The 21,006-nt window shown below is 40.4% G+C and carries 36 protein-coding genes; 3 read left to right on the top strand and 33 right to left on the bottom strand.

Annotation, left to right across the window (positions count from 1 at the left end; all coding sequences use genetic code 11):
- Positions 1 to 3 precede the first annotated feature (3 nt).
- The gene (locus tag H0W64_03625) at positions 4 to 831 is read left to right on the top strand and encodes a segregation/condensation protein A (protein MBA3660793.1); all 828 of its coding nucleotides are present in this window, start codon (positions 4 to 6) and stop codon (positions 829 to 831) included.
- 98 nt (positions 832 to 929) lie between these two features.
- Entirely contained in the window at positions 930 to 1,613 is a 684-nt protein-coding gene (locus H0W64_03620; GenBank protein ID MBA3660792.1) for a hypothetical protein, read from the top strand.
- On the opposite strand, the gene murJ is transcribed toward H0W64_03620, so the two are convergent.
- Together murJ and H0W64_03610 are read right to left on the bottom strand one after the other, a co-directional pair.
- Positions 1,610 to 3,166, bottom strand: a complete 1,557-nt coding sequence (gene murJ, locus H0W64_03615; GenBank protein ID MBA3660791.1) for a murein biosynthesis integral membrane protein MurJ — start codon at positions 3,164 to 3,166, stop codon at positions 1,610 to 1,612. The two genes, H0W64_03620 and murJ, sit on opposite strands and share 4 nt — an antisense overlap.
- A 44-nt stretch (positions 3,167 to 3,210) precedes the next feature.
- Positions 3,211 to 4,386: a beta-lactamase family protein gene (locus H0W64_03610; GenBank protein ID MBA3660790.1), complete on the bottom strand. Its 1,176-nt coding sequence runs from the start codon at positions 4,384 to 4,386 to the stop codon at positions 3,211 to 3,213.
- Positions 4,387 to 4,550: 164 nt separating this feature from the next.
- Here H0W64_03610 and rpsT point away from each other — a divergent pair, with 164 nt between their 5' ends.
- Positions 4,551 to 4,835 (top strand): 30S ribosomal protein S20, encoded by a 285-nt coding sequence (rpsT, locus tag H0W64_03605; GenBank protein MBA3660789.1) that lies wholly within the window; start codon positions 4,551 to 4,553, stop codon positions 4,833 to 4,835.
- 66 nt (positions 4,836 to 4,901) lie between these two features.
- Here rpsT and cgtA read toward each other — a convergent pair whose 3' ends face one another.
- The 31 genes from cgtA to H0W64_03450 all read right to left on the bottom strand — a co-directional run.
- On the bottom strand, positions 4,902 to 5,942 hold the full coding sequence (gene cgtA / locus H0W64_03600; protein MBA3660788.1) for an Obg family GTPase CgtA: 1,041 nt from the start codon (positions 5,940 to 5,942) through the stop codon (positions 4,902 to 4,904).
- Between the two features lie 112 nt (positions 5,943 to 6,054).
- The gene (rpmA, locus tag H0W64_03595) at positions 6,055 to 6,330 is read right to left on the bottom strand and encodes a 50S ribosomal protein L27 (GenBank protein MBA3660787.1); all 276 of its coding nucleotides are present in this window, start codon (positions 6,328 to 6,330) and stop codon (positions 6,055 to 6,057) included.
- A gap of 17 nt (positions 6,331 to 6,347) precedes the next feature.
- Complete coding sequence (gene rplU, locus H0W64_03590; protein MBA3660786.1) at positions 6,348 to 6,659, bottom strand: 50S ribosomal protein L21; 312 nt, start codon at positions 6,657 to 6,659, stop codon at positions 6,348 to 6,350.
- An 80-nt stretch (positions 6,660 to 6,739) separates the two neighbouring features.
- The gene (gene rplQ, locus H0W64_03585; protein MBA3660785.1) at positions 6,740 to 7,114 is read right to left on the bottom strand and encodes a 50S ribosomal protein L17; all 375 of its coding nucleotides are present in this window, start codon (positions 7,112 to 7,114) and stop codon (positions 6,740 to 6,742) included.
- Between the two features lie 73 nt (positions 7,115 to 7,187).
- Positions 7,188 to 8,192, bottom strand: coding sequence for a DNA-directed RNA polymerase subunit alpha (gene rpoA / locus H0W64_03580; protein MBA3660784.1), 1,005 nt, complete (start codon positions 8,190 to 8,192; stop codon positions 7,188 to 7,190).
- A gap of 30 nt (positions 8,193 to 8,222) precedes the next feature.
- Positions 8,223 to 8,843 (bottom strand): 30S ribosomal protein S4, encoded by a 621-nt coding sequence (gene rpsD, locus H0W64_03575; GenBank protein MBA3660783.1) that lies wholly within the window; start codon positions 8,841 to 8,843, stop codon positions 8,223 to 8,225.
- Positions 8,844 to 8,858: 15 nt separating this feature from the next.
- On the bottom strand, positions 8,859 to 9,251 hold the full coding sequence (gene rpsK, locus H0W64_03570) for a 30S ribosomal protein S11 (GenBank protein MBA3660782.1): 393 nt from the start codon (positions 9,249 to 9,251) through the stop codon (positions 8,859 to 8,861).
- Between the two features lie 11 nt (positions 9,252 to 9,262).
- On the bottom strand, positions 9,263 to 9,622 hold the full coding sequence (gene rpsM / locus H0W64_03565) for a 30S ribosomal protein S13 (GenBank protein ID MBA3660781.1): 360 nt from the start codon (positions 9,620 to 9,622) through the stop codon (positions 9,263 to 9,265).
- Positions 9,623 to 9,900: 278 nt separating this feature from the next.
- Entirely contained in the window at positions 9,901 to 10,014 is a 114-nt protein-coding gene (gene rpmJ / locus H0W64_03560) for a 50S ribosomal protein L36 (protein MBA3660780.1), read from the bottom strand.
- A 54-nt stretch (positions 10,015 to 10,068) separates the two neighbouring features.
- Positions 10,069 to 11,394: a preprotein translocase subunit SecY gene (secY, locus tag H0W64_03555; GenBank protein MBA3660779.1), complete on the bottom strand. Its 1,326-nt coding sequence runs from the start codon at positions 11,392 to 11,394 to the stop codon at positions 10,069 to 10,071.
- Complete coding sequence (gene rplO / locus H0W64_03550) at positions 11,395 to 11,829, bottom strand: 50S ribosomal protein L15 (GenBank protein MBA3660778.1); 435 nt, start codon at positions 11,827 to 11,829, stop codon at positions 11,395 to 11,397.
- A gap of 100 nt (positions 11,830 to 11,929) precedes the next feature.
- The gene (gene rpsE, locus H0W64_03545) at positions 11,930 to 12,439 is read right to left on the bottom strand and encodes a 30S ribosomal protein S5 (protein MBA3660777.1); all 510 of its coding nucleotides are present in this window, start codon (positions 12,437 to 12,439) and stop codon (positions 11,930 to 11,932) included.
- Positions 12,440 to 12,456: 17 nt separating this feature from the next.
- Complete coding sequence (rplR, locus tag H0W64_03540) at positions 12,457 to 12,810, bottom strand: 50S ribosomal protein L18 (protein MBA3660776.1); 354 nt, start codon at positions 12,808 to 12,810, stop codon at positions 12,457 to 12,459.
- A gap of 9 nt (positions 12,811 to 12,819) precedes the next feature.
- Entirely contained in the window at positions 12,820 to 13,386 is a 567-nt protein-coding gene (gene rplF / locus H0W64_03535; GenBank protein ID MBA3660775.1) for a 50S ribosomal protein L6, read from the bottom strand.
- Between the two features lie 10 nt (positions 13,387 to 13,396).
- Positions 13,397 to 13,792, bottom strand: a complete 396-nt coding sequence (gene rpsH, locus H0W64_03530; protein MBA3660774.1) for a 30S ribosomal protein S8 — start codon at positions 13,790 to 13,792, stop codon at positions 13,397 to 13,399.
- 32 nt (positions 13,793 to 13,824) lie between these two features.
- A complete protein-coding gene (gene rpsN, locus H0W64_03525) occupies positions 13,825 to 14,130 on the bottom strand; it encodes a 30S ribosomal protein S14 (GenBank protein MBA3660773.1) in 306 nt (101 codons plus the stop codon).
- Between the two features lie 4 nt (positions 14,131 to 14,134).
- Positions 14,135 to 14,686, bottom strand: a complete 552-nt coding sequence (rplE, locus tag H0W64_03520) for a 50S ribosomal protein L5 (protein MBA3660772.1) — start codon at positions 14,684 to 14,686, stop codon at positions 14,135 to 14,137.
- A 9-nt stretch (positions 14,687 to 14,695) separates the two neighbouring features.
- A complete protein-coding gene (gene rplX, locus H0W64_03515) occupies positions 14,696 to 15,019 on the bottom strand; it encodes a 50S ribosomal protein L24 (GenBank protein ID MBA3660771.1) in 324 nt (107 codons plus the stop codon).
- 22 nt (positions 15,020 to 15,041) lie between these two features.
- The gene (gene rplN / locus H0W64_03510; GenBank protein MBA3660770.1) at positions 15,042 to 15,410 is read right to left on the bottom strand and encodes a 50S ribosomal protein L14; all 369 of its coding nucleotides are present in this window, start codon (positions 15,408 to 15,410) and stop codon (positions 15,042 to 15,044) included.
- 268 nt (positions 15,411 to 15,678) lie between these two features.
- Positions 15,679 to 15,942 (bottom strand): 30S ribosomal protein S17, encoded by a 264-nt coding sequence (gene rpsQ / locus H0W64_03505; GenBank protein MBA3660769.1) that lies wholly within the window; start codon positions 15,940 to 15,942, stop codon positions 15,679 to 15,681.
- A 1-nt stretch (position 15,943) separates the two neighbouring features.
- The gene (rpmC, locus tag H0W64_03500; protein ID MBA3660768.1) at positions 15,944 to 16,144 is read right to left on the bottom strand and encodes a 50S ribosomal protein L29; all 201 of its coding nucleotides are present in this window, start codon (positions 16,142 to 16,144) and stop codon (positions 15,944 to 15,946) included.
- Positions 16,144 to 16,557, bottom strand: coding sequence for a 50S ribosomal protein L16 (rplP, locus tag H0W64_03495; protein ID MBA3660767.1), 414 nt, complete (start codon positions 16,555 to 16,557; stop codon positions 16,144 to 16,146). Before rplP ends, rpmC begins: the two co-directional genes overlap by 1 nt.
- 3 nt (positions 16,558 to 16,560) lie before the next feature.
- Positions 16,561 to 17,241: a 30S ribosomal protein S3 gene (gene rpsC / locus H0W64_03490; GenBank protein ID MBA3660766.1), complete on the bottom strand. Its 681-nt coding sequence runs from the start codon at positions 17,239 to 17,241 to the stop codon at positions 16,561 to 16,563.
- Between the two features lie 6 nt (positions 17,242 to 17,247).
- The gene (gene rplV, locus H0W64_03485) at positions 17,248 to 17,583 is read right to left on the bottom strand and encodes a 50S ribosomal protein L22 (GenBank protein MBA3660765.1); all 336 of its coding nucleotides are present in this window, start codon (positions 17,581 to 17,583) and stop codon (positions 17,248 to 17,250) included.
- Positions 17,584 to 17,617: 34 nt separating this feature from the next.
- Entirely contained in the window at positions 17,618 to 17,920 is a 303-nt protein-coding gene (gene rpsS, locus H0W64_03480) for a 30S ribosomal protein S19 (protein MBA3660764.1), read from the bottom strand.
- A 31-nt stretch (positions 17,921 to 17,951) separates the two neighbouring features.
- Positions 17,952 to 18,776, bottom strand: a complete 825-nt coding sequence (gene rplB / locus H0W64_03475; protein MBA3660763.1) for a 50S ribosomal protein L2 — start codon at positions 18,774 to 18,776, stop codon at positions 17,952 to 17,954.
- 126 nt (positions 18,777 to 18,902) lie between these two features.
- Positions 18,903 to 19,199, bottom strand: coding sequence for a 50S ribosomal protein L23 (gene rplW, locus H0W64_03470; GenBank protein MBA3660762.1), 297 nt, complete (start codon positions 19,197 to 19,199; stop codon positions 18,903 to 18,905).
- Positions 19,196 to 19,810, bottom strand: coding sequence for a 50S ribosomal protein L4 (rplD, locus tag H0W64_03465; protein MBA3660761.1), 615 nt, complete (start codon positions 19,808 to 19,810; stop codon positions 19,196 to 19,198). Before rplD ends, rplW begins: the two co-directional genes overlap by 4 nt.
- Positions 19,800 to 20,465 (bottom strand): 50S ribosomal protein L3, encoded by a 666-nt coding sequence (gene rplC / locus H0W64_03460; GenBank protein MBA3660760.1) that lies wholly within the window; start codon positions 20,463 to 20,465, stop codon positions 19,800 to 19,802. Before rplC ends, rplD begins: the two co-directional genes overlap by 11 nt.
- A 113-nt stretch (positions 20,466 to 20,578) precedes the next feature.
- Positions 20,579 to 20,911, bottom strand: coding sequence for a 30S ribosomal protein S10 (gene rpsJ, locus H0W64_03455; protein ID MBA3660759.1), 333 nt, complete (start codon positions 20,909 to 20,911; stop codon positions 20,579 to 20,581).
- A 7-nt stretch (positions 20,912 to 20,918) separates the two neighbouring features.
- Positions 20,919 to 21,006, bottom strand: an 88-nt coding sequence (locus H0W64_03450) for an elongation factor Tu (GenBank protein ID MBA3660758.1), incomplete at its 5' end; no start/stop codon positions are given.

Here is a 21,006-nt window from a genome sequence, read left to right as displayed (position 1 = left end):
CTCATGAGCGAACTTGCAGCAAATCGTGCGCTTGAAGATGAAACGCCTGAACTAATAGCCCTTTCCCCTTTCGCTACGATCAAGGGACAGGCCGTTATCGATTTGCCTAAAGATCTTTATATTCCGCCCGATGCAATGAAAGTTTTTCTCGAAGCATTTGAGGGGCCGCTCGATTTTTTGCTATATCTGATCCGTAAACAAAATATTGATATTCTTGATATTCCTGTGGCTTCCGTTACTCGGCAATACATGGAATACATCGGCTTAATGACGAATTTGTCCTTGGAACTCGCCGCGGAGTACCTCGTGATGGCCGCTATTTTAACTGAAATTAAATCACGGATGCTACTGCCACGACCGGAAATTGAAAGTACAGAGGAAGACCCGCGCGCAGAACTGGTAAGACGCCTTCAAGAGTATGAGCGCTATAAACAAGCTGCTGAAGATTTAGATAAACTTCCACGCCTGATGCGCGATCATTTTCCTATCTTGGTTGCATCTGATCACTTGACGGTTGTTAAACCTGAACCCCATGTTGCCCTCCCGGATTTAGTCAATGCGTTAATGGATGTTCTAAAACGCGCTAAGCTCTCGGTGGATCATCACATTAGTATGGAAACCATTTCAGTTCGTGAAAAAATGACGCATATTTTAACCTCGCTTCAGGAGCAAAATCATTTACCCTTTGATCAATTATTTAACCTCCAAGAAGGGCGCTTAGGTATCGTCGTCACTTTTTTGGCAATGCTCGAGTTACTTAAGCAAAGTTTGATTGAATTTGTGCAAGCAACTGATTTCGCTCCCATTTATTTAAATACAAAATCAGCTTAAGGTTTACTTAACAAAACGACCAATTTATCATTCTCGGGATTATTTGCTGATATAATAAAAATTAAGCTTCTTTTGCATGAACAGTTCAAGGGGTGTTTATGTTGAAACGTGGATCAAGCATCAGTCCAGCTCAACCCTCTATCGGTGGCGGCAGCACCCTTTTCATGATGCGCGATTTCATTTATAGGCAGTTCATCGCAAAGCAAGGCCTCTCATTTGGTTTGCAAAATGCATCGACTGATTTTTCTTCGCTTATCGATACTAATTTAGATCGTATGGTAAAGACTGATAAAGTAGCGGCGGTTATTAATGAAAAAATTGAAGTTGCAACGCCTGTCACTGAAATGAAAGATGCATTGCAATCTGCCAAGATAAATATTGATAAACTAAGTTCTATCGGTGATGAAACTACTTCAGGGTTTTTACACCGGTATACTTCTCTTACCTTAGAAGTCAGAAAATTAGAGCAAGAACGAAGTATTTTAAAAGAAGAAAAAAATAAGTTTTTTATCCAGAAAAATCAAATTTTTCATGAAGCAGGCACTGCACTTTTAGCCGGACGCCCCGAAGAAGAAATTAAAAAAATACTGTATAAACTTAATAATCCATTGCGGGTTTTAGAAGATAAAGTCAGCAAACTTATTCGTAACGAAGATGCGCAAATGCCGCTTGTTGAAACTTTACGACATCAAGTTGCAGGAAGGATTGATATTCTAATTTCAACAAAACAAGTTACTGCAGCAGAATTACAACAATTGTCTGGGATAAGACAAGGTAATTAAGAAGATATCAATTGCTGTTCGCGAATTAACAAATGATGCGGACGTAAGCCTGCGACCCATAACGTTGCGAGATAAAGAATAGCTGCAAATCCCAATAAGTAAATTAAGTGGGTAAATCGCCAAGCTGCAGTTTGACTCAACCAGTCTGACATCGCTCCCTCCCCAAAGAAAAGCCAGGTACCGAGAACCAAATTAGCAAGAAGTAAACGTAAACCAAAAACTCTCCAACCCGAACGCGCACGATAATAATTTTTGACGAATAAAAAATAAAGCAAACAACCCGTATTGATAATTGCTGCACATGATGTTGCAAGGGCAATGCCAGCATGTGCGAGAGGGATAATAAAGATAAGATTTAAAACAATATTAGCAACCATTGCAATGACACCAATTCGCACCGGCGTTTTCATATCTTGTTTCGCGTAAAAGCCTGCTGCTAAAATTTTCACAAGCATGAAAGGTGTAATACCAATGGCAAATGCCATTAAACTTTGTTTTGCCATCAAGACATCATGCGGACTAAATTTACCATACTGAAAAAGCGTAGCAAGCATCGGCCCTCCCGCAACAAACAACACCATCGTCGCAGGAATACCAATGAGTAACACAGCTCGTAAAGCCCAATCGATCGTTAGAGCATAAGACTCTTCGGATTGCATTGCTTGATGACGTGAAAGATTAGGGAGTATCACCGTTGAAATCGCAACACCAAAAACGCCTAAAGGAAACTCCATTAAACGATCAGAATAATAAAGCCAAGATATGCTACCGACTGCTAATAATGAAGCAAACAAACTGTCCACAAGTAAATTAATTTGACCCACTGATACCCCGAATAAAGCAGGTAACATCAGTTTCAACACACGCCGAACGCCCGGATCTTTAAAATTGATATAGGGACGTGGTAGTAATTTTAAGATTTTTAAAAATGGAAGTTGAAAAAGAAATTGCACTATCCCTGCAAGAAATACCCCCCAAGCAAGACCAGTGATAGGAATCTTTAAATGAGGTGCAAACCACAAAGCAGCACTAATCATGCAAAGATTTAAAAATACAGGCGTAAAAGCTGCAACCCAAAAACGATTGTAAGTATTTAAGATCGCACCAGAAAATGCTGTTAGAGAAATAAAAAAAAGATAAGGGAAAGTAATTCGCAACATCGTAACCGCTAAATCAAACCGATCCCCATCAATTGCAAAGCCTGGAGCAAACACACGGATGATCATGGGTGAAAACAGCATACCAGCCACTGTAACAATCAGGAGCACAATGCCGAGCGTACCGGCAATAGCATCAATAAACCGTTGCGCCTCATCTTTTGATTGAGTTCTTTGATATTGTGCAAGGACGGGAACGAAAGCTTGTGAAAACGATCCTTCAGCAAATAATCGTCGCATAAAATTAGGAATTTTAAATGCAATGGAAAAAGCATCGAAAGATGCACCTGCACCAAAAGCGGCTGCGGTCACCATATCTCTAATGAAACCAAAGACACGTGAGATGGATGTCATACCAACAACAACTGATGTAGATTTAACTAAGTTTTTACTCATGCATCATGCACTCTTTAATTAATCTGAATGAAGCTTAATGGCCATTAGAGAATAAGCGAAGCAATGTGATTGATCAACGAAACTAAATGATTTTCTTTACCATCAAAACTACTGTTCACGGTAATGACAATCAGGACCTTACGTGTTGGCACATAAACATAAATTGCCCGATAACCTAAAGTCATACCTTGATAAATAAAAAAAGCTTGCTTAAAAGAAGGACCATATTGAGCACTTGTTCCTAAACCATAACCTTGTAAATCTTGACTATTAAGCTGGGTAATAGGTTTCCCATCTTTTTCAGAAACCATCGATAGCATTTTTTTGAGTTGCACACGTGATAAAACTTGCCCAGGAGTAAATAATGCTTTAACCCATTTGGCTAAATCTTGGTTGCTTGCAATTATTCCCCCTGCTGCTTGTAAGTAAGACAAACTATACTGGGTTACCACAGTACCGACTGGTAAGTAATGGGCAAAACTGCGCTCACCTTGATACCCTTGGATGAGGTTTTTTTGCAAATTTTGTGGAATAAGGTGCGGAACATAGTAGGTGGAATTTAAAGACAAAGGATGAATTAACATCTCTTGCATTACATTGGAAACACTTTTACCCGTTAACCGTTCAATCAGTAAACCTAGAATATAGTAATTGGTATTTGAATAGTTAAACTGCGTACCAGGAGGAAATAATAAAGCCATGCGATGCATTTGACTGATCCAAGCGGGAAGCGAATGATTTCGATACGGATCAGCAATCAATTCTGTAAAAAAAACTTGTCTTTGAAGGTAATCAGGGATACCACTTGTCATATTTAATAACTGCAAAATCGTGATATCTTTCCATGCTGGGTATTCAGGGAAATAAGTGGTGACTGGATCATTAATAGAAAAATGATAACGAGGATCACTTTCAAGCTTAAGTAAAATTGCGGCAATAAAAGATTTTGTAATACTGCCGATCTGAAATAACGTTTTGTCATTGACTAAGACTTTTTGATCGTTGGCTTGGTGTCCTGCAAATACAGAAGTTTGTTGGCTTGGGGTATGAACAGTTATAGCAACACCCGTTAGATATTCTTCAGGAGCGTGCTGAGATACATATTCATTTGCTAAGCTTTGCAAAGCGACTTGCAACTGAGTACTCGAGGATGAAAATAAGAGATTGGGGCAGACTATGAGGGCAATAAGTAGCGCCCATATTGTTGTTTTTATTTTCATTAAAAATATATTTGGCTAAAATTAGGCCAATTATCTTACCATAACCTGTCGCAATTTAACAATTAATGTCTCAAAAACGACCCCTAACAAATTGACAATATAGGAAAAAGCGGGCATATTACGCTCTCTTTTCGTGTAACTTAAAAATTTTGTGGAGAAACCCCTTGGCTAATACAAAGCAGGCAAAAAAACGCATCCGCCAAGCAGAAAAACATCGACGCCATAACGCCAGCATGCGCTCCATGCTCCGTACGTACATTAAAAAAGTCGCCGCTGCCATCGCTGTTGGTGATCAAACTAATGCAATTGCTTCGTTACGCTCTGCAACCCCTGTCATCGACAGAATGGCAAACAAAGGTATCATACATAAAAATAAAGCTGCTCGGCACAAAAGCAGGCTGACCGCTAGCATTAAGAAAATGGAAGAGCAAGTAGGCGCTAAAGCTTAACTTATTTTTCTAAGAGAAACTCACTAAGAAGCCCCGCATTGGTTGATTTAATGTGGGGTTTTTCTTTTATAGGGGTTCTGACAATTCTTCAGGATCTTTCGACATTTGATCAAGGCGGTTTGCGGCTTCTTGAGCTAATTCTGTTAACCCAGTTTTGGCAAGCCCCGATACAATAAAAACTTTCCCCTGCCAATTGAGTCGTTTAATAATTGATTGACAAACTTCCAATTGATCTTCCGGAGGCAGCAAGTCGACTTTGTTTAAAACTAACCAGCGCTCCTTCTGCAGTAATGCTTCATTAAACTTAGCTAATTCTTGGGTAATAACATGCACTTGCTCAACTGGATCCGTTCCATCATTAGGCGCAACATCTAGCACATGAAAGAGTAGCCGAGTACGCATGATATGCCTCAAAAATTGAATTCCTAAGCCGGCTCCAGCAGAAGCTCCTTCAATGAGGCCTGGAATATCAGCCATTACAAAGCTACGAAATTGTCCGACTCGAACCACACCTAAATAGGGGTGAAGGGTGGTAAAAGGATAATCAGCAATTTTAGGCCGAGCTGCAGACATCGCACTGATTAAGGTGGATTTGCCTGCATTGGGTAACCCTACCAACCCCACATCAGCTAAAACTTTTAATTCTAAGCGGAGATTACGACTATCCCCAAGTTCCGCAGGAATGGTCTGCCGGGGGGAGCGATTGACACTACTTTTAAAGCGCGAATTACCGATACCATGTCTTCCGCCTTTTGCGACACAGGCAATTTGGTGGGGATCGACTAAATCTGCAATGAGCTCATTGGTATCTTCATCATAAATCATCGTACCTACAGGAACTGGCAAGTATAAATCTTCACCGCTTCGTCCCGTACAATTACGGCCTGCGCCTCTTTCTCCGTCTCTTGCTTTATAGCGATGAATATAACGGTAATCAATTAAAGTATTGATCCCTTCCTCTGCACGAAGAAAGACACTTCCTCCGTCACCGCCATTCCCTCCATCAGGACCACCAAAGGGCATAAATTTAAGCCGTAAGAAACTTGAGGCACCTTCTCCACCTTTACCAGCTTCAACAAAAATTTTGGCTTCATCAACAAATTTCATAAGGGATTTTTGATTTAAATTAATTTAGAAAATCATGTGCATCATTAGAAAAGCCCTGTACTGACAGGGCTTACCAATGTGCCTCATGAAAAGATGAGGGACAAACTTGAGATTATGCAGCCTCAGTAATTTCGAGAGGCTCAATACTAACACAACGTCTATTCTTTGGACCTTTGCGACTAAATACCACTCGACCAGGTTTTAAAGCATATAACGTATAATCTCTACCTAAACCAACGTGCATCCCAGGATGGAATTGGGTGCCCCGTTGACGAATAATAATCTCGCCCGCGTTAACAAATTGACCGCCATAACGTTTAACACCAAGATACTTGGGTTTTGAATCGCGACCGTTTCGTGTACTACCACCAGCTTTTTTATGTGCCATTGCAAACCTCGTTTAACCTAAGCTTGAATTTGATCAATTCTTACTTCGGTATAATCCTGTCTATGTCCTTGCCACTTTTCATAATGCTTGCGGCGACGAAATTTTATAATGTGAATTTTCTTATGACGACCTTGACTCACTACTGTGGCTGAAACAGTAGTGGCATTTAAGTAAGGGCTACCAATCTGAACTGTTTCGCCTTCGCCAATAAGTAACACTTTGTCAAAGCCAATTGTCGCTCCAACTTCAGCTGGTAACTTTTCCAATTTAATGGTGTCACCTTCTTGAACGCGGTATTGTTTACCACCGCTTAAAATTACTGCGTACATGCAAAACTCCAACGCATTGATTTTGGAAAATAAAAAGAGGGCAAATTATATGAAATAAACCTCATCGCTGCAACAATCTGTTACGCAGCCGCCTCATCTCTTCTACCAACTAATTCTATAATCGCCATGGGGGCGCAATCACCTTTACGAAAATTACATTTTAAAATTCGCAAATACCCACCTGGACGCTCTTTGTAAAATGGTGCAATGTCATTAAATAACTTAAGAACAATTTCACGATCACACAGTCGAGAAAATGCTAACCGACGTCTGTGAAGCGTATCTTCTTTTGCTAACGTGATCATTGGCTCCATAAATCTTCTTAGCTCTTTGGCTTTAGGCAATGTCGTCTTGATTAATTCATGACGAAGCAAAGAAACCATCATATTTTTAAACATCGCTTTTCGATGGGTACTATTTCGGCCTAACGCTTTTCCACTATTACCATGACGCATAAAAAAGACCTTTCTTTAAATGTAACAATCAAATTTAATTAACAACTTTTTAAGAAATAAAAAGTTTAAAATTTTATTTCTTTATATCATCTCTGTCATGCGAAGCAGGAGCACGCCAGCCTTCAATTTTCGTGCCTAAGCCTAATCCATGAACAGCTAAGACATTTTTAATCTCGGTTAATGACTTCTTACCTAAATTAGGTGTCTTTAATAAATCGGCTTCGGTGCGTTGAACTAAATCACCAATAAAGAAAATATTTTCAGCTTTCAAACAATTCGCAGAGCGAACTGTCAGTTCCAAATCATCTACCGGACGATGAAAAATTGGGTTAATTGAATCTTCACGAGACATTTTCTCAAGAATCATCGGAGCAGATTGTAAGTCAACAAATGCCGCCAATTGCTGCTGAAGAATAGTAGCCGAACGTCGGATCGCTTCTTCAGGATCTAAAGTACCGTTAGTTTCAAGATCAATAATCAATTTATCCAAATCTGTACGTTGTTCAACACGCGCATTTTCCACACTGTAGGCAACCCGACGAATTGGACTAAAGCTTGCATCAAGATGCAGCGCACCAATTACTGTCTTTCCTTCAGCTTTTTTATTACGTGTAATCGCAGGTTGGTAACCTCTACCCATTACTACACGAAGCGTCATGCTAAGTGCACCACTGTCATTCAAATGGGCAATAACATGATTGGGGTTAACCACTTCAACATCATGTTCCGGTTCAATATCACCAGCAAGAACTGGGCCGGGGCCTTTTTTATTAAGCTTAAGCGTAACTTCTTGACGCCCTTGCAAACGAATAAAAACATTTTTCAAGTTAAGCAGAATTTCAACTACATCTTCTTGAACGCCTTGAATTGCACTGTATTCATGCAATACCCCTTCGATTTTAGCTTCAACAATAGCAGCACCTGGCATCGAAGAAAGTAAAATTCTTCTTAAAGTGTTGCCCAAAGTATATCCAAAACCACGTTCGAGCGGTTCCAAAGTAATCTTGGCGTGAAATGGCGATATAGACTCGACAGCAATTTCTCGAGGTGTTAGAAAGTCAAATGGATTGTTTTGCATGTAACAACCTCTCTATGTCCCAGAAGTGAGTTATTTAGAATAAAGCTCAACTATCAACTGTTCATTAATATCCGGCGGTAAACGATCTCGATCCGGTGCGTTTTTAAACGTGCCAGAAAATGTCGTGGCATCTACTTCAATCCAATCACAGCTGGGGCGATTTTGAGATAAAGTTAGAGCTGACTGTACACGAAGTTGAGATTTCGCTTTTTCCCGTACACTTATCACATCACCTGCGGATAATAAGTAAGAAGGAATATTTACAGCTTTACCATTAACTAAAACACCACAATGATTAACCAACTGTCTCGCTTCCGCACGTGTAGAACCAAACCCCATGCGATAAACAACATTGTCCAAACGACGCTCTAGGAGCTTTAGCAAGTTTTCACCTGTAGAACCCTTTAAACGAGTCGCTTTTTTAAAGTAGTTTTCAAACTGACGCTCTAAAATACCATAAATACGTCTAACTTTTTGTTTTTCTCGAAGTTGAACACCATGTTCTGTTTCTCGACCGCGTCTAGCACCATGCTGACCGGGAGCTGTATCCAGCTTACATTTGCTATCTAATGCTCTTACACCGCTGGTGAGTGAAAGATCCATTCTCTCCCGACGAGCAAGCTTACAACGAGGACCTAAATACCGTGCCATTTATTATCTCTCCTGCTATACACGTCGTTTCTTTGGCGCGCGACAGCCATTAAAGGGAATACCAGTTACATCTGTAATCGATTTTACTTTCAAACCAACAGCAGCCAATGCACGAATTGCTGATTCGCGACCTGGACCTGGCCCGCGTACGCGAACATCAACACTTTTCATACCAAAATTTTCAACTGCAAGTGAGCCAACTTTTTGCGCAGCTTCGCCAGCAGCATAGGGAGTAGATTTCCGAGAACCACGATAACCGCAGCTCGCCGCACTAGCCCAACATACTGCATTCCCTTGAACATCTGTCATGGTCACAATGGTATTATTGAATGAAGAATCAATATGGGCGATACCGTCTGTAACTTGCCGTTTAGATTTTTTTCTTTGCTTACTTTTATCGTCTGCCATTCAATTTACCTTTATTTAGCTTTGCCTTTACTTCTTCCTTTACGGGTTCTTGCATTAGTTCGAGTTCTTTGTCCTCGAACGGGTAAGCCACGCTTATGCCGAGAGCCGCGATAAGTACCAAGCTCCATCAAGCGTTTAATATTCATAGCTACTTCACGTCGAAGATCACCTTCAACACGAATTTTGCTTACTTCACCGCGCAAACTTTCAAGTTCCGCTTCAGTTAAGTCTTTGACTTTCTTAGCTGGATCTATCTGCGTCGATTCACACATCGATTTAGCAAGATTTCTGCCAACACCATAAATCGCTGTCAGACCTATGCTGACATGTTTATGCATTGGTATATTTACGCCTACAATACGCGCCGCCATTCCATCACTCCTAACATTTAAGACTTACTGAATAAATATCATTCATACTGTATTACTTGGTCGCTTGTTCCTCGACATATTTTCCGATTTTTGAGTTAATCTAATCAAAATTCGCTTAAAAAACCTCACAAAAAATGTAGAAGGTGGAACTAACTCATTATAAACACTAACTTTATCACTAACCTCGGCGGGTGCTGCGTGACTTACTTTAGGCAGCGTCCAAACTACACGAGCATAGTTGCAAAAGCGCATGAGTTTAATATTCAATCACAGAAAAATCAACCTTGTCTTTGCTTATGTCGTTTTTCTTTGCAAATAATTCTAACCGTATTTTTACGACGGATGACTTTACAATTTCGACAAATTTTCTTTACTGATGCTCCAACTTTCATTTTCCACCCCACGTAAACTCAAATTAGCTGATTTTTTCATCTTTGGAAGCTAGCTTACCGATTTGAGGTTGCACCGCTTCTTAAATTTGCCTTTTTAAGTAAAGACTCATACTGATAAGACATGATATGGGCCTGAACTTGTGCCATAAAATCCATAACTACAACAACAATAATTAACAAAGAAGTCCCGCCAAAATAAAATGGAACATTCCAAGCTAAAATTAAAAACTCAGGCAAAAGGCATACTAAAGTAATATAGATTGCACCAGCCAAAGTCAGTCTTGTCATTACTGTGTCAATATACCGCGCAGTTTGATCTCCTGGACGAATCCCTGGAATAAATGCACCCGATTTCTTCAAATTATCTGCAGTTTCTTTCGGATTAAAAACTAAAGCAGTATAGAAAAAACAAAAGAATATGATACCTGCACTAAATAATAACATATGCAGAGGCTGGCCTTGCTGCAAAGCAACACTAAATGAACTTAGCCATCCAAGTCCTTTGGTATTACCAAACCATTGCGCAATGGTTGCCGGAAACAAAATCAAACTGGAGGCAAAAATCGGAGGTATAACCCCTGCCATATTAATTTTCAGGGGAAGGTGCGTGCTTTGTGCAGCATAAACTTTACCACCCTGCATTCGTCTCGCATAATTGATGGTTATACGTCTTTGTGCCCGTTCTACAAAAACCACGAATGCCACTACCCCTACCACTGCGGCAAGGATAATCAATAAGAAAATGATTTGTAACTGACCTTCACGAACTTGCTCTAAGGTACGACCTAGCGCTTGTGGAAGTCCCGCTACAATACCTGCAAAGATGATCATTGAAATGCCATTACCAATACCACGTTCCGTGACTTGCTCACCCAACCACATAAGGAACATCGTTCCCGTAACTAAGGTAACGGTAGTTGTAAAATAAAATGACATCCCGACAGAGATTGCGACCCCATTTGCTGCCAACATTTTAGAAATACCGATTGCTTGAAACGTTGCCAGAACTAAGGTGCCATAGCGAGTATATTTATTAATTTTTCGTTGCCCTGCTTCCCCTTCTTTGCGTAGTTCAGAAAGTGAAGGCGTCATCACACTTAATAACTGCACGATAATAGAAGCCGAGATGTAGGGCATGATTCCTAAGGCGAAAATACTAAAACGCATTAAAGCGCCACCAGAAAACATGTTGAACAAACCAACAATGTTGTTTTGTTGCGAGTTAAAAAGTTCTTGTAAACGCAATGGGTTTAATCCAGGAACGGGAATATAAGATCCTATTCGAAAGATTAAAATTGCAATTAAAACAAACAAGAGCCGGTTTTTTAAGTCAGCAAATCCTGTTCCTTTTAAATTTTCCCCAAGCCGACCGATTGTCATTTAAACCTCAACTTTCCCTTTTGCAGCTTCAATAGCGCGACGTGCGCCAGCTGTTATAGCAATTCCACGAATCGTAAATGCTTTGGTTACTTCACCTGAACCAATAATTTTAACTTCTTTGGTATTAGCGCGAATAAGTCCTGACGCTTTTAACGAGTTAAAATCAATTTCAGTAATATCTAAGGTATCTAAAGCAGATAGATAAATTTCTTCCCTGTAAAGGGCTGTGCGTGAACGAAAACCAGATTTAGGTATGCGACGTTGGATAGGCATTTGGCCACCTTCAAAACCAACTTTATGATACCCACCCGCACGAGCGCGTTGACCTTTATGTCCGCGACCACAAGTCTTTCCCTTGCCAGATCCAATACCGCGACCTAAGCGTTTTGATTTTGTTTTGGATCCTGGTGCTGGATGTAAAGTATTTAACTGCATCTTTACATATCCTCTATATTAATTAATGTCTGAGATGCTATTAATTTGACCGGTTAAACTAAGGACCGGTTTAGCACAACCATTCTTATTTGAATAAAAATTACTTTTCGGTTAGCTCATCAACCGTTTTACCGCGTTTAGCCGCTAAAAATTCAGGCGGTGTAATATTCGACAAGGCTTTTAATGTAGCCCTAACAACATTGACGGGATTTGTAGATCCACCAATTTTGGCTAACACATTCTTAACACCTAAAACTTCGAATACTGCGCGCATAGCACCACCGGCAATAATACCTGTACCATCTGAAGCGGGCTTCATAAATACGCGTGTCGCACCATGTTTACCAGTAATTTCGTGATGCAAAGTATCATTTTTAAGAACCACGTGACGCATATTCTTACGAGCATTCTCGAGAGATTTTTGAATCGCGACAGGCACTTCACGCGCTTTTCCTCGACCAATACCTATACGGCCATGGCCATCACCCACCACAGTAACGGCAGAAAAACTAAAAATCTTACCACCCTTTACTACCTTGGCGTTTCGAGCGACTGCAACAAGCTTTTCTAGATACCCATCGCTTTTTGTACTTTGATCATAACTAGCCATAATATGGATAACCTTATTTAGAATTCTAACCCAACTTCGCGTGCAGCATCTGCGAGCGCTTTAACCCGACCATGAAAAGCAAAGCCCGATCTATCAAAAGCAACTGTACTAATTCCTGCTTTCATTGCGCGCTTTGCCAACAAAGCACCTACTGCTTTTGCAGCTTCGACATTTCCACTTATTTTTAAATCTTTTTTCAACTCTTTATCTAAAGTCGAAGCAGATACTAAAGTAGTTTTACCATCTGGCGTCGTAACTTGAGCATACATATGGCGTGGTGTTTTATGGATACACAACCTTGTGGTTTCAAGCTCTCTTATTTTAAGACGCGTTCTTTTTGCACGACGCAATCTTGACATCTTTTTATTCATGAATACACCCTACTTTTTCTTAGTCTCTTTTAGCTCAATGATTTCATTAGCATAGCGAACGCCTTTCCCTTTGTAAGGTTCCGGACTTCTTATACTGCGAATTTGTGCAGCAACTAAGCCAACTAACTCTTTATTAATCCCTTTTACTAAAATTTCAGTTTGAGTGGGCGTTTCAATTGTTACGCCTTCAGGAACAGAAAAATCTGTAGGGTGGGAAAAACCTAAACTTAAGGAAAGCACTTTACCTTTTGATTGAGCGCGATAACCAACACCCACCAATTGGAGCTTACGTTCGTAACCCGCAGTGATACCTTGAATAATATTAAAAATGTTCGCTCTAATCGTTCCAGCGATTGAACGATTAAGCTTTGTTTGCAAACCCGTAATCTTATGAGGCGGATTACGATTTGGCTCAACTAAAATCTGATTGTTTTCCATTTTAACAATAACAAAGGGATGCAAAGGAATACTGAGATTGCCTTTAGGACCTTTGGCAGAAAACTGACCGTCATGTATTTTAACTTCAACGCCTGAAGGTATAGTGACTGGCTTTCTTCCAATACGAGATGTTGTCATATTTAAATTCCTACTCGACCGTGCATAAAATTTCGCCGCCTAAGTGGCCAGCACGTGCAGCTTTATCAGTCATGACGCCTTTGGATGTTGAAACTACAGCTATGCCTAAACCACCCCGAACACGTGGTAATTGGTCGTATCCTTTATAAACTCGTAAAGCAGGTCGACTTACGCGTTTAATTTTTTCAATAACAGGTCGACCTTCGTAATACTTTAAAGCGACCTTTAAATCACGTTTATTGTCATCAATTACTTCTTCAAAGCTTTCGATAAAACCTTCTTCCTTAAGCACATTTAGGATTTTTTGCTTTAAGTTAGAACTTGGAAACTTAATTTGCTTAATCCCCATCGATTGAGCATTGCGCAAACAAGTTAGCATATCAGCAACAGGATCTTGCAGGGACATCTTAAAATACCTCTCTTTGCATTCTATTCTCTTTACCAGCTTGCTTTATGCATGCCAGGAACCATGCCACTAATTGTAGCGATGCGCATATGGAGCCTGCACAATCCCGTCAATCGATTATATGCACGTGGTCGTCCGCATAGTTTGCAGCGGTTTCGTCTGCGTGTAGGACTTGAATCCCGAGGGAGCTGCGACAATTGTTGCATCGCATCCATTCTCTCTTGATCACTTAAGTTAGAATCGCTTACTGCGTCTCTCAACTGGTCGCGCTTGTCTTTAAGACGAGTTACAAGCTCGACTCGTTTTTTGTTGCGATTTTTAACTGATTTTTTGGCCATATCCTTAACTCACTTCTTTCTCACGAAAAGGAAAATTAAAAGCTTGCAAAAGAGCAAACGCTTCTTTATTGGTTTTTGCTGAGGTAGTAATTGTAATATCCATGCCTCGCATGACATCAACTTTGTCATATTCTATTTCAGGAAATACAATTTGCTCTTTCATTCCTAGGCTAAAATTACCTTGTCCATCAAATGATTTAGCAGTAATACCACGAAAATCCCTTACTCGTGGTAAGGCAATCGTTATAAGACGATCTAAAAATTCATACATTTTATCGCGGCGTAAAGTTACCTTACATCCAATCGGCCATCCTGCACGAATTTTAAAACCAGCATTCGATTTACGCGCCAACGTTTGAACAACTTTCTGCCCCGTGATTTTTTCAAGGTCAGCAATAGCGTTTGTTAATGCTTTCTTATCAGCTGCAGCTTCGCCTACACCCATATTAACTGTAATCTTTTCAATGTGCGGAACTTGCATTACAGAAGAATAAGCAAACTTTTCTTTTAATTTAGGGACAATCTCTTTTCGGTAAATCTCTTGTAATCTAGCCATGAGGCACCTTTATTTTTTTACATCAACAAGTTGATCACTGGCTTTAAAATATCGAGCTCGCTGACCATCTTTCAACACACGAATTCCAACACGGCTTCCTTTTTGCGAAACTGGGTCGTAAACCATGACGTTAGAACGGTGGATTGGCATAGTTTTATTGACAATACCGCCCCGCTCTTGGGTATTTGGATTTTGTTTAACGTGTTTCTTGGCAATATTAATACCTTCAACTTTCAGTTTATTATCCTTCAATATGTTGAGGACAACGCCCCGCTTTCCCTTATCTTTACCTGCAGTGACTATAACTTCATCACCTTTCTTTATTTTATTCATGTGGGCTCTCTCTGATCCTTTCCTACAATACTTCGGGGGCTAACGATATAATTTTCATAAAGTTTTCACCACGCAGTTCTCTCGTAATTGGACCAAAAACTCGTGTGCCAATAGGTTGTAATTGTGCGTTAAGTAAAACAACCGCATTTTCATCGAAGCGAATAGCGGAACCATCCGGTCTTCTGATGCCTTTTTTGGTACGAACAATTACGGCATTTAAAACTTCACCCTTTTTTACTTTGCCGCGGGGTATGGCTTCTTTTACAGAGACCTTAATGACATCTCCAATACCCGCATATCGACGTCGCGAGCCGCCTAAAACTTTAATACACATGACACGACGTGCACCGCTATTATCTGCCACATCGAGCACTGTCTGCATCTGAATCATGCTTTACTCCAACTTCACTGTTTGCAAGGCTTTTGAGCCCGCCAATATTATCATGTTTAATTAAAAATAAAAGATTAAGACATTATTTTTAACTACTTTTTTTAAAGACTTTATATCTAAAACACATTTCTTTACCCGAAACGCGTTTTAACCCTGTTTTTAAAACCCTTAAGAATCATTTCTTCAAGAAGATAAACAATTAGCTAGGCTAAATCGCCTAAAACTAATTATTTGATTCATCGACGATGGGCTTATCGATTTAAAGAAGTTATTCTGCTTCTTTTGTTATAATTTCCACTAGCTTCCAACGCTTTAATTTCGAGATTGGTCTGCTGGATTCAATTCTAACTAAATCACCAACTTGACAAGTATTTTCTTCATCATGGGCATACATTTTAGAAAACCGTCGAATATATTTACCATAAAGCGGATGTTTTACTTTGCGTTCAACTTGGACGACAACCGTTTTATTCATCTTAGCGCTGATGACTTTACCAACCATGCTTCGTTGGGATTTTGATTGGTCGCTAATATTAATTTCCATCTTCAGAACCTTTCTCGGTTAATAAAGTTTTAATACGAGCAATATCTTTACGTACTTTTCGCATTAGATGGGGTTTTGGCTGTTGACCGGTCCCTCTTTGAATACGCAAATTAAACTGTTCACGTAGTAATGCAAAAAGCTCTTTTGATAGCTCTTCAGTACTTTTTACTCTTAATTCACTCGCCTTCATTATATAATCGTCCGCGCTACAAATAAGGTTTTCACAGGTAATTTAGCCGCTGCAAGACCAAGAGCTTCCCGGGCTAATTCTTCTGTAACACCCTCGATTTCAAACATCACTCTACCTGGCTGAACTAAAGCTACCCAATATTCAACATTACCTTTCCCAGAACCTTGTCGAACTTCTAGAGGTTTTTTGGTAATAGGTTTGTCTGGAAAAATTCGAATCCAAACTTTACCACCACGTTTGATATGCCTAGACATAGCACGTCTAGCAGCTTCGATTTGTCTCGCTGTAATACGTCCATGATCTAGTGTTTTTAAACCAAATTCTCCAAAACTGACTTTGGTTCCGCGCAAAGCGATCCCGCGATTGCGCCCTTTAAATTGCTTACGATATTTTGTACGCTTTGGCTGCAACATGGGTTATTTCTCCGTCTTTGCATTTTTATCTGTTGACTCAGGTTGTGGCATTTTATCGCCCAACACTTCGCCTTTAAATATCCAAACTTTCACCCCAATTACGCCATATGTCGTAAAAGCTTCTGCTAATGCATAATCAATATCAGCTCTAAAGGTCTGCAATGGAACACGGCCTTCTCGGTACCATTCAGTTCGAGCAATTTCAGATCCACCTAACCGACCACTGACGCTGATCTTGATTCCTAACGCCCCGGAACGAAGTGCGGTTGTAACAGCTCGCTTCATAGCACGTCTAAACATGATTCGTCTTTCCAACTGTTGCGCCACTGACTCTGCAACTAATTTGGCATCAATTTCCGGCTTACGTACTTCTTCAATACTAACGTGTACAGGAACATTAACAATTTTACTTACTTCATCCCGCAAAACTTCAACTTCTTTACCGCTTTTACCGATAATTACGCCAGGTCTTGCAGTATAGACAGTAACTTTGGCATTGCGCGCTGGACGATCAATTTGAATGCGGCTAATACCAGCTTGATGCAATTTCTTTTGTAAAAATGCACGCACTTTCAAATCAGCACATAAAGTGTCTGAGAATTCTTTAGATGAGGCATACCATCTCGAAGCCCAATCTTTAACAATGCCTAAACGGATGCCGACTGGATTAACTTTTTGACCCATTATCCTCTACTCCCCATCCGATAATATGATAGTAATATGGCATGTTGGCTTAAGAAGGCTTGTGCCGCGGCCCTTGGCTCTGGCTTGCATGCGCTTATAAGTTGGCCCTTGATCAGCATAAATTTGAGTGACCTTTAATTCATCAATATCAGCCCCGAAATTATGCTCTGCGTTTGCAATCGCGGAATCTAGTAGCTTTTTAAGTATCCCAGCAACTTTCTTGGGGCTAAATTTTAAAAGATCAATCGCGCGATCAATCGGTAAGCCACGAATTTGATCGCAAACTAAGCGACATTTTTGTGGCGACAACCTCGCGAATTTTAATTTTGCTGCAACTTCCATTCTCTAATCCTCTATTAGGATGCTTGTGATGCTTTTATGCTTTACCGCCCTTAGAATCTTCAGCACCTTTTGCTTTTCTATCACCTGAATGTCCACGGAAAGTACGTGTAGCAGCAAACTCGCCGAGCTTATAGCCAACCATATTTTCAGTAATATAAACAGGAACATGTAGCCTTCCATTGTGCACTGCGATAGTTAAACCTACCATTTCAGGCACAATCATGGATCGTCTCGACCAGGTTTTAATTGGACGCTTATCACTTGTCGCTACAGACTTTTCTACCTTTCTAGACAAGTGGTAATCAACAAATGGTCCTTTTTTAATTGAACGTGGCACGCTGACACCTCATTTACTCAAAAAGTTAATGCTACTTTTTACTATCTTTGTTAATAAACTTACTTGTACGTTTATTACGTCTTGTCTTAAAGCCTTTAGTTTGCACGCCCCAAGGACTTACTGGATGGCGACCACCTTTGGTACGGCCTTCACCACCACCATGTGGATGGTCAATCGGGTTCATCGCTGTACCACGAACCGTTGGACGCGTTCCTCGATGGCGCGTTGCACCAGCTTTACCTAAAGATCGCAAATTATGCTCAGAGTTACTTACTTCGCCAATCACTGCGCGGCACTCGGCAAGAATTTTACGCATTTCACCGGACTTTAAACGTAGAGTTGCATAAATACCTTCTCGGGCCACTAACTGAACCGAGGTACCCGCACTACGTGCAATCTTTGCGCCGCCACCCGGCTGCATTTCGATACAATGAATGACTGTACCGACAGGAATGTTGATCAGTGGCAAGCAGTTGCCTGGCTTAATTGCTACTTCGCGACCTGAAACTATTTCATCACCCGCACGTGTTCCTTGGGGTGCAATAATATAGCGTCTTTCGCCATCTGCATACAACAAAAGTGCGATAAATGCACTTCGATTTGGATCGTATTCTAATCGCTCAACTTTAGCTGGCACGCTATCTTTATTACGTTTGAAGTCAACTAAGCGATACTTTTGTTTGTGCCCGCCACCAATATGCCTGCAAGTAATCCGACCTTGGTTATTTCGACCACCAGTTTTGGATTTCTTTGTCACCAGTGCAGCAAAAGGTGCTCCTTTATGTAACTCTTTATTCACGACTCTAATCGCAAATCGTTGTCCCGGCGATGTCGGTGAGCTTTTAACAATGGCCATTATAATCCCCAATACTCAACTTTGTTCTTAAAACTAAATAACCTAAAACTGACACGCACAACTTGCAGGCGCACCTTATCAAAAAAAATACCAATGGTGAACTGTTTCAGAGTCTTTGAATACGGATTACTGTATATTCAACGCGTCAAGCTTTTGACCCGGCTCAAGTGTTACATAAGCCTTTTTCCAGCCCTTCTTTTTTCCTTCGATACTTTTAAAAATTTTCTTCTTTGGTTTCACATTTACAATATGAACAGCTTGTACTTTCGTACTAAATAAATGCTCAATAGCATCTTTTATTTCAGGTTTTGAAGCAGATTTTGCAACTTTAAAAATGTATTTATTAAATTTCTCAGTTGCAATTGTCGCTTTTTCTGAAATGTGTGGAGATAAAATTATTTTTAAAAGACGCTCTGATCTCATTTCAACAACCCCTCAATCTCTTTAATTGCTGCTTCTGTAATTACGACATACTCAGCTCGAATCAAGCTCACAGGGTCTGTCACACTAACAACTGCGTCTTTTACATCAACATAAGGCAAATTTCTAGCTGATAAATATAAATTTTCGTCAATTACGTCAGATACTACTAAAACCTTGCCTGATATTTTCATATCATCAAATTTCTTTAATAACGACTTGGTCTTAGGGTCTGCAACAGTAAATGTATCAACTAAATGCACTCTCTCTTGACGAAACAATTCAGAAAAAATGGATCTGAGAGCGAGCTTATACATTTTCTTATTAACTTTTTGCTTATAACACCGTGGTTTAGCAGCAAAAGTTACACCACCCGTTCGCCAGATCGGACTACGAATGGTACCAGCACGCGCGCGGCCTGTACCTTTTTGCTTCCAAGGCTTAGCACCACCACCACTTACTTCAGCACGGGTTTTTTGCGCTTTGGTTCCGGCTCGGCCTGCTGCCATATAAGCAGTTACAATTTGGTGAACAAGCGGTTCGTTAAAATCACATGCGAACACTTCGTCAGTCAGCTCTAATTTCTTTTTAGAATTGATAAATTTAATTTCCATGCCCTTCCCCTTGTGCACTTTTTTTAATAGCTGGTCGAATAACAACAAAAGTGCTTGGCGCACCAGGCACGGCTCCCCTAATCATCACAAGGTTCCGCTCCATATCAATACGGACGATTCTTTGCGATAAAATGGTTCGCTGTTTATCACCAAGGTGACCTGACATCTTCTTACCTTTAAATACTTTACCAGGTGATTGTCTTTGGCCAATTGATCCGGGGGCACGATGTGATAATGAATTACCATGTGTTGCATCTTGAGATCTGAAATGATGGCGTTTAATGGCCCCAGCGTAACCCTTACCTTTAGAGGTTGAAGTTACATCTACGAATTGACCTTCAGTAAAGCGATCAAGCTTTATTTCAGCCCCTAGAACGATATCATTCATTTCTTCATTTTTTACAGTGAATTCTTTCGTTGAAATACCTGGCACAACCCCTGCCTTAGCAAAGTGACCCGCGGTTGGCTTATTAACGCGAGAACGTTTACGTTCTCCCATGGAGACCTGAATTGCGGCATAACCATCGTTATCTACCGTTTTAATCTGGGTTACATGGTTAGGCAACACTTCGATTATCGTAACAGGAATGGCAATACCTTCATCGGTATAAATCCTCGTCATCCCGCATTTTTTTCCTAGCAAACCTATTGTCATTTCTCTGGTCTCACTTCAGGCTTAAAACACTATAACTTACATTGTTAGCGCAGATTTAACCTGCTGGTCATAAGAAAATATGTAAGTATTAATCCTACAATTCTCAGTTCTTTTTAATCTTCAGCATCAACACTAATTTGGACATCCACACCAGCAGCTAAATCAAGCTTCATCAGTGCATCAATCGTTTTATCAGTTGGTCGATTAATATCTACAACACGTTTATGCGTACGTAATTCGTATTGGTCTCTAGCATCTTTATCCGCGTTAGGCGAAATACAAATGGTGTAGCGCTCAATCCGAGTTGGCAGCGGAATAGGACCACGGACTTGTGCTCCCGTTCTTTTAGCTGTTTCGACGATCTCTTTCGTTGACTTATCAATCAGTCGGTGGTCAAAAGACTTTAACCGAATGCGAATTCTTTGACTCTTTCTTCCTATTGCCATAGCAGTACTACTCAATTATTTTAGCAACGACCCCGGCCCCAACTGTGCGACCACCTTCTCGAACGGCAAAACGTAACCCTTCTTCCATCGCGACG

This window comes from Gammaproteobacteria bacterium, from assembly GCA_013816845.1.
In the GTDB taxonomy this organism is placed as follows: domain Bacteria; phylum Pseudomonadota; class Gammaproteobacteria; order DSM-16500; family DSM-16500; genus Aquicella.
Note: the sequence above shows the minus strand (reverse complement) of the source record. Positions and strands in the feature narration are given on the sequence as shown.